Consider the following 13424-nt stretch of genomic DNA (forward strand, 5'->3'; position numbering starts at 1 on the left):
GCGAACCCGGTCCCGACAGTGCCGCAGAGCATAGGCCTGCATGGAAGAATGGAAACCATGGCTGAACATATCCCGGGCACAGACACGCCCGACAACGCACCCAAGACCGTTTCCGTCCCCGACAAGCCCGCCCTTGAGGGGCTCGAGTCCAAGCTGAGCCGCCGCTGGCGCGAGGAGGGAACGTACGCGTTTAATCCGGACACCGTCCGGGAGCAGGTCTACTCCATCGACACTCCCCCGCCCACGGCCTCCGGTTCGCTCCACGTGGGACACATGTTCTCCTACACGCAGACCGACGTCATGGCCCGCTACCAGCGCATGACCGGCAAGAACGTGTTCTACCCCATGGGCTGGGACGACAACGGGCTGCCCACCGAACGCCGCGTGCAGAACTACTACGGCGTGCGCTGCGACCCCACCAAGCCGTACGACGCCGACTACCGCCCGCCGGCCAAGGCCGCGAAGAACCAGCGGGATTTCGACGTCGTCTCCCGCCGGAACTTCATCGAACTGTGCGAGGAACTGGCCGTGGAGGATGAGAAGGTCTTCGAGGACCTCTTCTCCACCCTGGGCCTGTCCGTGGACTGGAACCGGACCTACCGCACCATCGATGACCACTCCCGAGCCGTCAGCCAGCGCGCCTTTTTGGACAACCTGCGGGCCGGCGACGCGTACATGGCCGAAGCCCCCACCCTCTGGGACGTCACGTTCCGCACCGCCGTGGCCCAGGCCGAACTGGAAGACCGCGAGCAGCCCGGCGCCTACCACCGCATCAGCTTCCATGCCCCCGACGGCGAGAAGATCTTCATCGAGACCACGCGTCCCGAACTGCTGCCGGCCTGCGTGGCACTGGTGGCGCACCCCGACGACGAGCGGTACCAGCGCCTGTTCGGCACCACGGTGAAGTCCCCGCTGTTCGACGTCGAGGTTGAGGTGAAGGCGCATCCGCTGGCCAAGCCGGACAAGGGCTCCGGCATCGCCATGATCTGCACCTTCGGCGACCTCACCGACGTGACCTGGTGGCGTGAACTGAACCTGCCCACCCGCGCCGTGATCGGCCGTGACGGCCGCATCCTCGCCGATACTCCGGAGTGGATTGCCACGGAGAAGGCGAAGGAAAACTACGCCGCCCTCGCCGCCAAGACGGTGTTCAGCGCCAAAGAGACCGTCGTGGAGATGCTGCGCGAAAGCGGCGACCTCGACGGCGAGCCCAAGAAGATCACCCACCCGGTCAACTTCTTCGAAAAGGGCGACAAGCCCCTCGAAGTGGTCACCAGCCGCCAGTGGTACATCCGCAACGGAGGCCGCGACGAGGAGCGCCGCGAACGCCTGATTGCCCGGGGCAAGGAAATCGACTTCCACCCGGCATTCATGCGCTCCCGCTACGAGAACTGGATCGAGGGCCTGAACGGCGACTGGCTGGTCTCCCGCCAGCGCTTCTTCGGCGTTCCGGTGCCGGTCTGGTACCCGCTGGACGCATCCGGCAACCCGGACTATGACCACCCCGTGCTGCCGGCATCAGAGTCCCTGCCGGTGGATCCCGCCGCCGAAGCTGCGCCCGGGTACGAGGAGTCCCAGCGGAACCAGCCCGGCGGGTTCATCGGCGACGCCGACGTCCTGGATACCTGGGCCACTTCCTCGCTGACCCCGCAGATTGTGGGCGGCTGGAGCGTGGAGGAAGACCTGTTTGCCAAGGTCTTCCCGTTCGACCTCCGTCCGCAGGGCCACGACATCATCCGGACCTGGCTGTTCTCCTCCGTAGTGCGCGCGGACGCCCTGAACGCCGCCGCACCCTGGAAGCACGCCGCGATTTCCGGCTGGATCCTGGACCCGGACCGCAAGAAGATGTCGAAGTCCAAGGGCAACGTGGTGGTTCCCACCGATGTGCTCAACGAATACGGCTCCGATGCGGTGCGCTACTGGGCGGCCTCTGCCAAGCTGGGCGCGGACACCGCGTACGAGATTGCGCAGATGAAGATCGGCCGCCGGCTGGCCATCAAGCTGCTCAACGCCTCCAAGTTCGTCCTGAACCTGGGCGCCACGGAGAAGAACGTGGCGCTGGATGACGCCTCGGTGATCACCAACGCACTGGACCTGGCACTGCTTGCCCAGCTGACCGACGTCGTCAACGCGGCCACCAGCGCCTTTGAACGCTACGATTACGCCAAGGCACTGCAGCTGACGGAGTCCTTCTTCTGGTCCTTCACCGATGACTACGTGGAGCTGATCAAGGACCGCGCCTACGGAGCCGCAGGAGACGCGGAGCAGGCCTCGGTGCTGGCCACCCTGGCCACCACCCTGGATTCGCTGCTGCGCCTGTTCGCACCGTTCCTGCCCTTCGCCACCGAAGAGGTCTGGGGCTGGTGGCGCGCCGGCTCGGTGCACCGGGCACCGTGGCCGAACGTGGACGGCCTGTCCACGGCCGTGGCAGACGCCGACGCCGGGATCCTGGGAACGGTCGCCGCCGCCCTGGGCGGCATCCGCAAGGCCAAGTCCGAAGCCAAGGTCAAGCAGCGCACCGAGGTCCTCAAGGCCACGGTAACGGCTCCGGAAGGGGCCGTGGCGCGGCTGCGTGCCGGCTCCGCCGATCTGAAGGCCGCCGGCAATGTCCGCGAACTGAACCTGTCCGTCGGCGAGGGCGAGCTGACCGTCTCCGACGTCGAACTGGCACCGCCCGCGGAGTAGCAGGTACGCAAATGGCCCGGCCGGAAATATCCGGCCGGGCCTTTTAACGTGTCAGTCGAATTGACGTGTCAGTCGAAGCGGGGATTTTCGGTACGGCTGCGCTTGAGTTCAAAGAAGGCCGGGTTCGAGGCCAGCATCACGGCGCCGTCGAACATGGTGCCGGCTTCCTCGCCGCGCGGAATGCGCGTCAGGACCGGGCCGAAGAACGCGGTGCCGTTGAAGGCCACTACGGGGGTGCCGACGTCGTCGCCCACCTTCTCGATGCCTTCCTTGTGGGAGGCACGCAGCTGGGCGTCGTATTCGTCCGTATCGGCGAAGCGCGCCAGCTCGGCAGGCAAACCTACTTCGTCCAGGGACTCGCGGATCACGGCGGGGAAGTCATCGTTGCCGCCGTCGTGGATGCGGGTGCCCATGGCGTCATAGAGCTTCTTGACGTACTCGTCGCCGTGCAGTTCCTGTGCGGCAATGATCACGCGGACCGGGCCCCAGCCGCTGTCCATGCGCTGCCGGTATTCCTCGGGCAGGTCGCGGCCCTCGTTGAGGACGGACAGGCTCATCACGTGCCACTTGGTGGTTACGTCCCGGACCTGCTCCACCTCGCCCATCCAGCGGGAGGTTACCCAGGCAAACGGGCACATGGGATCAAACCAGAAATCGGCAGTGGACGCAGAACGGTCAGCACTCATGCGGGTCTCCTTCAAAGGTCGTCGACGGCGTTGGATGCCGCGGTCAGTACCGTGTGCAACCGCACTCTAGGCAGATTTGTTCCTGCGCTTGGTAGCGACCGCGTGGGAGATCAGCGTGGGCTCGGCCTTGTTTTCGACGGTATCCGCCGTGATGACCACGGTGGCAACGTCGTCCCGGCTGGGCAGGTCGAACATCACCGGCAGCAGGACTTCCTCCAGGATGGCACGCAGGCCGCGTGCGCCGGTGCCGCGGGCCAGGGCCTGGTCCGCAATGGCATCCAGGGCGCCCTGCTCGAAGGTCAGTTCGACGCCGTCGAGCTGGAACATCTTCTGGAACTGCTTGACCAGGGCGTTCTTCGGCTCGGTGAGGATCCGGATCAGTGCCGTGCGGTCCAGGTTGGACACCGTGGTGATCACCGGCAGGCGGCCGATGAACTCCGGGATCAGCCCGAATTTCAGCAGGTCTTCGGGCATTACCTCGGCGTAGGAGTCCGTGCCCTTGGTGGTCTCGATCAGGGGCGCGCCGAAGCCGATGCCCTTGCGGCCGGACCGGGAACCGATAATTTCCTCGAGTCCGGCGAAGGCGCCGGCCACGATGAAGAGGACGTTGGTGGTGTCAATCTGGATGAATTCCTGGTGCGGGTGCTTGCGTCCGCCCTGCGGCGGCACGGAGGCCACGGTGCCCTCCAGGATTTTCAGCAGCGCCTGCTGCACACCCTCGCCGGAAACGTCGCGGGTGATGGAGGGGTTCTCGCTCTTGCGTGAAATCTTGTCGATCTCGTCAATGTAGATGATGCCCTGCTCGGCCTTCTTGACGTCGTAGTCAGCGGCCTGGATGAGCTTGAGCAGGATGTTCTCGACGTCTTCGCCCACATAGCCTGCCTCGGTCAGGGCGGTGGCATCGGCGACGGCGAACGGTACGTTCAGCCGGCGGGCCAGGGTCTGCGCGAGGTAGGTCTTGCCGCAGCCGGTGGGGCCGATCAGCAGGATGTTGGACTTGCCGATCTCCACCTCGTCCGCAGCGACGGCGTCCGAGAGGTTGCCGGTGCTGCGGGTGGCGTGGCCGGACTGGATGCGCTTGTAGTGGTTGTAGACGGCGACGGCGAGGGAACGCTTGGCCGGTTCCTGGCCGATGACGTATTCCTGCAGCGAGTCGAAGATCTCCCGCGGTTTGGGCAGCTCGAAGGTACCGAGATCGGCTACCTCGGAGAGCTCCTCTTCAATGATCTCGTTGCATAGATCAATGCATTCGTCGCAGATGTATACGCCGGGGCCTGCAATGAGCTTCCGCACCTGCTTCTGGCTCTTTCCGCAGAAAGAGCACTTGAGCAGATCCGTGCTCTCACCAATGCGAGCCATAGTTCAGTCCCCTTAGATGGTCCTTCAAAAAGCGGTTCCGCAGCACAAGCCAGCCAACCATGTTCCACTCTAGGACACTTGGCAGAGCTATTCAGCAACCGAGCGGCCCGTGGTGCGAAATAACGCACCACGGGCCGCCCGGATCCGGCTACATCTTGTTGATGGCCGGCGTCTTGATCTTGCGGGAATCCAGTACCTGGTCGATCAGGCCGTATTCCAGTGCGGCATCGGCGGTGAGGATCTTGTCCCGCTCGATGTCGGTGTTCACCTGCTCGGAGGTGCGGTTGGAGTGCAGCGCCAGTGTGTCTTCCAGCCACGTGCGCATCCGCATGACCTCGGCGGCCTGGATTTCCAGGTCAGAGGCCTGCCCGCCCTGTCCGCCGGACAGCGAGGGCTGGTGGATCAGCACGCGGGCGTTCGGCAGTGCCAGGCGCTTGCCCGGCGTACCGGCGGCCAGCAGCACGGCTGCGGCGCTGGCTGCCTGGCCCAGGCAAACGGTCTGGATCTCCGGGCGGATGTACTGCATGGTGTCGTAGATGGCCGTCATGGCCGTGAACGAACCGCCCGGGGAGTTGATGTACAGGGTGATGTCGCGGTCCGGGTCCGTGGACTCAAGCACGAGCAGCTGGGCCATGATGTCATCCGCGGAAGCGTCGTCCACCTGTACACCCAGGAAGATAATGCGGTCTTCGAAAAGCTTGGTGTACGGGTCCTGGCGCTTGAAACCGTAGGGCGTACGCTCCTCGAACTGCGGCAGGACGTAGCGGCTGGTGGGCATCTGCGGTGCTGCGGCGGAGCCGGCGTTGCCGAAGTTATGGTTCATGAATTACTCCTGAAGTATGCAAATGGAGGAATGGCAGGATGCGGACCCTAGTCCTCGTCCTTGCCCTCTGCCTGGTCCTGGTTGGTTCCGCCGCCTCCGGTGACTCCGCCGGCGTGGGCGGAAATCTTGTCGAAGAAGCCGTATTCCAGGGCTTCCTGCGCGGTGAACCACTTGTCGCGGTCATTGTCCCGGAGGATGGTTTCAACGCTCTGGCCGGTCTGCTCTGCGGTCAGCTCGGCCATAACGCGCTTCATGTTCAGGATCAGCTCGGCCTGGATCTTGATATCCGAAGCCGTGCCGCCGATGCCGCCGGAGGGCTGGTGCATCAGGATGCGGGCGTGCGGGGTGGCGTAGCGCTTGCCCTTGGTGCCCGAGGACAGCAGGAACTGTCCCATGGATGCGGCCAGGCCGGTTGCCACGGTTACCACGTCATTCGGGATGAACTGCATGGTGTCGTAGATGGCCATGCCGGCCGTAACCGAACCGCCGGGCGAGTTAATGTAAAGGTAGATGTCCTTCTCGGGATCTTCGGCCGAGAGCAGCAGAAGCTGGGAGCAGATCGCGTTGGCATTCTCGTCCCGGACTTCCGAGCCCAACCAGATAATCCGCTCTTTGAGCAGGCGGTTGTAGATGTAGTCGTCCCGGCCGGCCGGGTCCACCGTTGCCATAGTGGGTGTGTTCGGTGCAGTTGCCATGAGTGACCTCTCGCTCTGGCAGGAACCAGGTGCCGGCTGTGCCGGCTGCTCCTGCCGTTTGTCTCTCCTAGGACACTAGCCTGTCAGCGCCGTGCCCGGCTTCCGTTTGGCAGGCTGTTCGCTGACGGCGCACGATGTGGATCACAGGGTCCGGTGGCGCCCGTGACGCCTCCGCGGCAGGCTGAAGCCCCGCCTTAACACACTGTCTTAAACGCACCGCGCCGCCGGCCCTTTCGGACCGGCGGCGCGGTGTGTATCGCTTCGAACCTTCGAAGGCTAGGCCTTGTCTTCGTTCTGCTCTTCGGTTTCTGCTGCTGCTTCAGCCTCTTCGCCGGCGGGGCGGACGAATTCGGTGAGGTCGATCTCGGCACCGGTGGTGTCGGTGACCTTGGCCAGCTCCAGGACCTTGGCCAGGGCCTTGCGGCGGCGGACTTCACCAACCATCATCGGCACCTGTCCGCTCTGGTCGATCAGCTGGGCGAACTGGTTCGGATCCATGCCGTACTGGCTGGCGCTGGAAACGATGTAGTCGATCAGCTCGTTCTGGTTGACGCCTACTTCTTCCTTCTCCGCCACGGCGTCGAGGATGATTTCGTTCTTGAAGGCCGCCTCGGTGTTGGCGCGGACTTCGGCGCGGTGCTCTTCGGTGTCGTGGTCGGCACCCGAGGCCTGGGCGCTCTCGGAGTTGAAGTGCTGCTCGATCTGCTCTTCGATGACGGATTCCGGAACCGGAACCTCAACGAGCTCCAGCAGCTTCTCCAGCACCTTGTCGCGGGCCTCGACGCCCTGCTCCATGAGCTTGGACTCGGCGGCGCGCTTGACCAGGTCCTCGCGCAGCTCGGCGATGGTGTCGAATTCGCTGGCCAGCTGGGCGAAGTCGTCATTGGCTTCCGGAAGCTCGCGCTCCTTGACGGCCTTGACCGTCACGGTGACCTCGGCGTCGGCGCCTGCGTGCTCGCCGCCGGCCAGCTTCGTGTTGAAGGTTGCGGATTCGCCGGTGCTCAGGCCGGTGACGGCCTCGTCCATGCCCTCGAGCATGGTGCCGGCGCCCACCTGGTAGGACAGGTCTGCTGCGGAGTCGACCTCTTCACCGTCAACCTTGGCGACGAGGTCCATGGTCAGGAAGTCGTCGGCTACGGCCGGACGGTCCACGGACTTCAGCGTGCCGAAACGGCCGCGCAGTTCGTCCAGGGCCTTGTCGACGTCGGCGTCGGAAGCTTCGGCAGGCTCAACCGTGACCTCGAGGCCGGCGTAGTCCGGGAGCTCGATTTCCGGGCGGATGTCCAGCTCAACAGTGAAGACCAGCTGGCCCTCGTCGGAGGCGGGGTCCGGAACTTCGGTGATCTCAACCTCGGGGCGGCTCAGGGGGCTGATGCCGGTTTCCTGTACTGCTTCTGCGTAGAAGCCGTTCAGTCCGTCATTGATAGCCGTCTCGAGGACGTAGCCGCGGCCTACGCGCTGGTCGATGATGCGGTTGGGAACCTTGCCCTTGCGGAAGCCCGGGACCTGCACCTGGGTGGCGATGGTCTTGTAGGCCTCGTCGATGCTCGGCTTCAGTTCCTCGAACGGAACTTCAACGTTGAGCTTTACCCGCGTGGGTGTGAGGTTTTCTACGGCGCTCTTCACAGCGTAAGTTCTCCTGAGGGTTCTGGGATTGGTCTGCACCATGGTTATACAGAGTCGGGGTGACAGGATTTGAACCTGCGACTTCCTGCTCCCAAAGCAGGCGCTCTTCCAAGCTGAGCTACACCCCGTCAGTGCACCTGACAGCCTACCTGCCCGAAAGCGGGTATGACGAATTCCGCAGCTGTCGATTCCGGTGTTGGTCCGGTGCAAGGCCCGGCCAGGGACCGGCCCGGCACTTGACCGGCAACACTGTTCCGCACCGATTACTCAGGGCAGGTTTTCCCGTGCTAAGGTAAAACCTGCCTTACGGCGCCGGGGATGTAGCTCAATGGTAGAGCCTCAGTCTTCCAAACTGATTACGCGGGTTCGATTCCCGTCATCCCCTCCACCTTAGAAGGGCCTTTTCCACAGGGAAAGGCCCTTCTTGCGTTAATGCCGCACCCAGCCCCTAGTCCGCCTGGCAGGCCGGGCACCAATATAGTTTCCGGGCGCCCATTTGGGTCCCCGCCACTGCGGTGCCGCACCGCCGGCACGGCAGTCCGGTCCGCTTGTACACGTAGTGCGCCTCGGCCACCGGGACGGGCTCGGCCGGGTCTGCCCGGTCCTGCGGTTCGGTGGTGATGATCCGGCCCTGCCGCACGCCGTCGTTCATCAGGGCCACGACGTCGGCCCACAGGGCTTCCGCCTCGGCAACAGTCACATCCCGGCCGAGGCGCCAGGGCGAAATCCTCTGCCGGAACAGCACTTCCGCCCGGTAAACGTTGCCCACCCCGGCCAGGATCTCCTGGTTCATCAGGAGCAGCCCCACGGGTGAGCCCTTGCCGCGGACCCGCCGCACGAATTCCTGGACCGCTGCGGACGCAGAGGCGTCCGGTCCCAGCGGATCCGGTCCCAGTCGAGCCAGGACAGCAGCACGTTCCGAGTCCGTGATGACCTCGCACGCCGTCGGTCCGCGAAGGTCCGCCCAGCCGTGCTCCGACACCAGCCGCACCCGCACCGCACCCTTGGGCTCGGGCGGGCCGGCGTACCCCGCGCCGTCGTCGTCACCTGCGACTTCCCGCTCCCCCACCCGGCGGGGCGCGCCGATGCTGGAAGCACCGGCAAAAGTTTCATCACCGCCGAAATCGAAGGCACCGTACAGGCCAAGGTGGATACGCAGGTAAAGGTCATGGTCGAAGCGCAGGAACAACTGCTTGCCGTGTGCTTCAGCAGTTTCCAGGACATGGCCGTCCAGCCGGGCGGCTCCGGCAGCGAAACGCCCCTGCGGGCTGCTGACCGCCAGCCGGGCACCGGCAAAGGCGGAGGAGAACTGCCGGGCCAGCCGGTGGATGGAGTGCCCTTCGGGCATCAGGCGGTGGTGCCGGTGGCTTCGTAGCGCGCGATCTGCCCGATCCGGCGAACGTGGCGTTCGTCTCCGCTGAACGGCTCGGCGAGGAAGGCATCGATGATTTCCGCGGCTTCGTCTACGGTGTGCTGCCGCCCGCCCACCGCCACCACGTTGGCGTCGTTATGCTGGCGGGCCAGCCTGGCCGTATCCAGGTTCCAGGCCAGCGCGGCTCGGATGCCGCGGACTTTGTTGGCGGCGATCTGCTCACCGTTGCCGGAACCGCCAAGGACAATGCCCAAGGCATCGACGCCGGCCTCCCGGTCATCCGCCACCGCCTGTGCGGCGTTGATGCAGAAGGCGGGGTAGTCATCGTTGGCGTCGTATTCCTGCGGACCGTGGTCCACCACGTCGTAGCCGTTCTCCCGCAGGTGTCCAATCAGGTGGGAACTGAGTTCCATGCCCGCGTGGTCGGTTGCAATGTGCACGCGCATTCTAGGTAAGTCCATTCGGTGTTGGGGCCAGATGACACTTCCAGCGTAGCTTCAGCCTCTGCAGGGGCTGAAAATTCGTGAAAACATGCTTAGGCGCTAACCTCCGCGCTGCCGTTGCCGATAAGGCAAGTAGGACTATTTCGCCCCCAGGCAGACAACCACGCCCATTCCCGGGCCCGGTTGCTGCCAGCAGCAGCACCTGTGCGCCGCGCCCCCAGGTCTCGCCTACAAGGATTTCCATTGAAAAGTGCAAAACTCGCCATGCTGGCCGTACTGGCAGCAACCCTGACGGCCGGCAGCCTGCCTGCCCAGGCCCCCTTCGAAGTGCCGCAGCCGGCACCCACGGACGTTGCCGGGTCAGGAGAGGCTCCGGCCGTTGATCCTGTGCAGTCCCCGACTCCAGGCGAGGTCATTGAGCAGATGACGGCTCCGGCAGCGAACCCCGCGACGGCGCCGGTGACGGCTCCGGCAACTGACCCCGCGGCGCCCGCTCCGGCGACGGCGCCCGCTCCGGCGACGGCGCCCGCTCCGGCGACGGCGCCCGCTCCGGCGACGGCGCCCGCTCCGGCGACGGCGCCCGCTCCGGCGACGGCGCCCGCTGCGGAGCCGGCGGCTGACGGAGGGTACGACCCGGTGGTTGGCGGCGGCTTCCCCGTACCCGGCCCCAATACCCCCATGGTGACGGATCCGGACGGTACCGTCCGTTCCGCCGTCGAAACCGATATCACGGCCGTGCACGGCCAGGAAGCGGGCACGTTCAGCTCCCGGAGCGGCGGCGCCGCCACGGCCGGCGGAGCAGCAGCCCGCAATGGCACCATCCAGGTGACACTGGTGTACGCAACCCTGACCGATAACCGCAACGGTGTAGACCAGGACGCGGCGTGGCACTCGGTGCTGGCTGCCGACACCTACTGGCGCAATGCCTCCAACCAGCGTCTCGGTATCAACATCGCCAACGCATACAGCATCAACAGCAACGCCAATTCCGGCATGGACTACTCGGTGATGATGGACCAGCTGAAAAGGGACATCGGATGGAGGGACACCGCCTACACGGCGCTGGTGGTCTACGTACCCGCCGCGGATCTGCGCAGCGGCGGCTACGGCGGCATCTTGGGCGGCGGATGGACCACCAACAACGGGACCGGCGGCACCGTGGTGATGCCGCGGCCGTCGAACTTTTCCAAGAACGTGGTCACACACGAACTGGGACACGTCCTCGGACTGCTCCACGCCAACAGCCTCAAGTGCGACAACGGGCGCTCCGATATCTGGGTAGCCAACGGCAGTTGGGCCGATCCGCAGTGCACCTCCCGCGAGTACGGCGACACTTCGGACCTGATGGGCTACGCCCAGTACAGCTTGCCGATGATCAATTCCTATTTCTGGGACTCCGGGGCGTTCGGCCGCGGTGACGAAATCTACAACGCGGGCACGCCCGCCCAGTCCGCGACCTATATCCTGCGTCCTTGGGCGGGATCGTCCGCAAACCGGGCCGTGAAGTTCCGTGACACCTCCGGAGAGACTTATTATCTGGAACTGCGGCTCCCCGTTGGCAATGACTCCTCCACGGCAGTCGGCGGAAACCGCGGAGTCAAGATTGTCAAGGCCGACCTTGCCAACAACTGGGCGGTCAATTCCCTGGTCATCGCACCGAATACCCGCGACTTTGCCGGTTACACCAACGCGAACAGCACCTGGCAGGCAGGACAGACCTTCGTTGCCCATACCGGCACCACGGTAAAGATCAACTGGATCGACAACGAGTCGGCATCCGTCACCGTCAGCGGAGGAGCAACTGCACGGGCGCTGGCTCCCATCCAGGAAATGCGGGCAGCCCACCCGGAACTTGGCAGCGCCACGTCCGAGGTCACCGGCGGTCTGCGCAACGGCGGCGCCTACCAGAACTTCCAGAACGGCGTCATCCTGTGGTCTGATGCCACCGGCGCCCGTATATCCTTCGGCGGCATCCGCAGCTTCTACGGGACCACCGGCTACCAGGACGGGTTCCTGGGCTATCCAACCAGCAACGAATACGGTGTGGCCGGCGGCGCAGCCCAGGACTTCCAGGGCGGCCGCATCTTCTGGTCAGCGAACACCGGCGCAAGCTACGTCTTGGGCGCCATTGGGAGCGCCTACATCAATAAGGGCGGACCCGCAGGTCCGCTGGGGTTCCCGGTGGGCAACGAATGGTCCCTCGGAAGCCGCGGCGGGGTTGTCCAAGCCTTCCAAAAGGGTGCCATTTACTGGACACCGTCCACCGGTGCGCACATTATCGGCGGCGCAGTCCAGACCTACTACGGAACGCAGGGCTACGAAGCCGGGTTCCTGGGCTATCCCACCTCGGACGAGATTTCCGGAGGCGGCGGTGTTATTCAGACATTCGAGGGCGGCGCCATTGCCTGGTCGCCCGAAACCGGCGGCAAGCACCTCTACAAGGGTATGGCTGCCTCTTACATGAACCACGGCGGCCCCGGCGGCGCGCTCGGCTTCCCGATAGGGGTAGAAAAGGGCCTCGCGACCCGGGCCGGTGCTACCCAGGAATTCCAGAAGGGCGCCATCTATTGGTCCCCTCGGACGGGAGGCGCCCCGGTCTTGAACGGACCGGTGCGGGACGCATATAAAGCCAAGGGCGCTGAAGCCAGCTTCCTCGGTTATCCCACCGCGTCCACCGTGAACATCGGCGGCGGATCCAGCCAGTCCTTCGAGGGTGGACGCGTCACCATGACGGCTGCCTCAGGCGTCCGAACGGTCTATGCCGGCATGGACAGCGGATACGCCCGCCTGGGCGGGCCCGGTGGAAGTCTCGGCTACCCGGTGGGAGATGAAACCGCCGCTGCCAAGGGCGGCGTGTTCCAGGCGTTCGAGAAGGGCAACCTCTACTGGTCCGCAGCTACCGGCAGTTATGCCGTTATGAAGGGCGCGCCCCTGGACGCCTACGGAAAGGCCGGGGCCGAAAATGGGCTTGGCTACCCCACCGGCAACCCGGCTTCCGTAGCCGGCGGGACCATCCAGTCCTTCGAGCGCGGGCGGATGGCCTGGTCGCCTTCATCAGGGGCCCGGCTGCTCTTCGGCGCGGTCGACGGCGCCTTCGCGGCCGCCAACGGTCCAGCCGGCCCCTACGGTTTCCCAACCGGCGAGGAAACCGCTTCCATCGGTTCGGGCATAACCCAGAACTTCCAGTACGGAACGATGTACTGGTCTCCCTCCACAGGGGCACAGTTTGTGGGAGGCGCGGTGAAGGTTACCTACGGACAGCAGAACAGCGAAAAAGGTTCGCTCGGCTACCCGACAACCAATGAGCGGCCAACCGCAGGCGGCGTGATCCAGGACTTCCAGGGCGGGTCCATCCTGTGGTCCCCGGCAACCGGCGCTTATACCGCATTCGGCGCCATCCGGGCCATGTACCTCGGCGCCGGCGGACCGTCAGGTGACCTGGGCTTCCCGGTGGGCGGCGAGAAGACCACGGCCCCGAACACGGCCTCGCAGGAATTCCAGCGGGGCACCATCCATTGGTCCGCCACCGGGGGCAGCCGCATCGCCTGGAAATAGCCGAGCGGCAAAAAAACAACACTGAACGGCGGATTGCTGCATAGCAATCCGCCGTTCTGCGCTTGGCAGGTTGCTTAGTAATGAGATGATATTCAGTAGATCAACAGTGTCCGGCAATTCCCGTGCCATCCATATAAATTGCCGGCCTCCTTTTCCGTTCGAAAGGCCTTACCTTGCCAG

9 protein-coding genes and 2 tRNA genes are annotated in these 13424 nt (G+C 64.9%); 3 read left to right on the plus strand and 8 right to left on the minus strand.

The features are described 5' to 3' along the window. Positions 1-57: 57 nt before the first annotated feature. Positions 58-2685, plus strand: a complete 2628-nt coding sequence (valS, locus tag QNO06_RS10620) for a valine--tRNA ligase (RefSeq protein WP_227911632.1) — start codon at positions 58-60, stop codon at positions 2683-2685. A 68-nt stretch (positions 2686-2753) separates the two neighbouring features. Here the strand turns inward: valS and QNO06_RS10625 are convergent, their stop codons facing one another. From QNO06_RS10625 to QNO06_RS10650, 6 genes are all read right to left on the minus strand, one after another. After that, complete coding sequence (locus tag QNO06_RS10625; protein WP_227911633.1) at positions 2754-3371, minus strand: mycothiol-dependent nitroreductase Rv2466c family protein; 618 nt, start codon at positions 3369-3371, stop codon at positions 2754-2756. A 66-nt stretch (positions 3372-3437) separates the two neighbouring features. Beyond that, a complete protein-coding gene (gene clpX / locus QNO06_RS10630) occupies positions 3438-4730 on the minus strand; it encodes an ATP-dependent Clp protease ATP-binding subunit ClpX (protein ID WP_227911634.1) in 1293 nt (430 codons plus the stop codon). A gap of 148 nt (positions 4731-4878) precedes the next feature. Then, complete coding sequence (locus QNO06_RS10635; protein WP_227911639.1) at positions 4879-5553, minus strand: ATP-dependent Clp protease proteolytic subunit; 675 nt, start codon at positions 5551-5553, stop codon at positions 4879-4881. A 47-nt stretch (positions 5554-5600) separates the two neighbouring features. Then, positions 5601-6221, minus strand: coding sequence for an ATP-dependent Clp protease proteolytic subunit (locus QNO06_RS10640; RefSeq protein WP_227901586.1), 621 nt, complete (start codon positions 6219-6221; stop codon positions 5601-5603). Positions 6222-6524: 303 nt separating this feature from the next. Beyond that, positions 6525-7874, minus strand: coding sequence for a trigger factor (tig, locus tag QNO06_RS10645; RefSeq protein ID WP_227911640.1), 1350 nt, complete (start codon positions 7872-7874; stop codon positions 6525-6527). A 54-nt stretch (positions 7875-7928) separates the two neighbouring features. Continuing rightward, positions 7929-8002 (minus strand) — tRNA-Pro (locus tag QNO06_RS10650). 186 nt (positions 8003-8188) lie between these two features. Between QNO06_RS10650 and QNO06_RS10655 the strand changes: the two genes are divergently transcribed. Continuing rightward, positions 8189-8262 (plus strand) — tRNA-Gly (locus tag QNO06_RS10655). A 60-nt stretch (positions 8263-8322) separates the two neighbouring features. Here QNO06_RS10655 and QNO06_RS10660 read toward each other — a convergent pair. Together QNO06_RS10660 and QNO06_RS10665 are read right to left on the minus strand one after the other, a co-directional pair. Next, a complete protein-coding gene (locus QNO06_RS10660; RefSeq protein WP_227911641.1) occupies positions 8323-9222 on the minus strand; it encodes an Fpg/Nei family DNA glycosylase in 900 nt (299 codons plus the stop codon). Beyond that, positions 9222-9692 (minus strand): ribose-5-phosphate isomerase, encoded by a 471-nt coding sequence (locus QNO06_RS10665; RefSeq protein ID WP_227911642.1) that lies wholly within the window; start codon positions 9690-9692, stop codon positions 9222-9224. Before QNO06_RS10665 ends, QNO06_RS10660 begins: the two co-directional genes overlap by 1 nt. 240 nt (positions 9693-9932) lie before the next feature. On the opposite strand from QNO06_RS10665, the gene QNO06_RS10670 reads away from it, so the two are divergent. After that, positions 9933-13244: a zinc-dependent metalloprotease family protein gene (locus QNO06_RS10670; RefSeq protein ID WP_227911643.1), complete on the plus strand. Its 3312-nt coding sequence runs from the start codon at positions 9933-9935 to the stop codon at positions 13242-13244. Positions 13245-13424: the final 180 nt, after the last annotated feature.

Origin of the sequence: Arthrobacter sp. zg-Y20, from assembly GCF_030142075.1 — a bacterium.
Classification (GTDB): Bacteria; Actinomycetota; Actinomycetes; order Actinomycetales; family Micrococcaceae; genus Arthrobacter_B.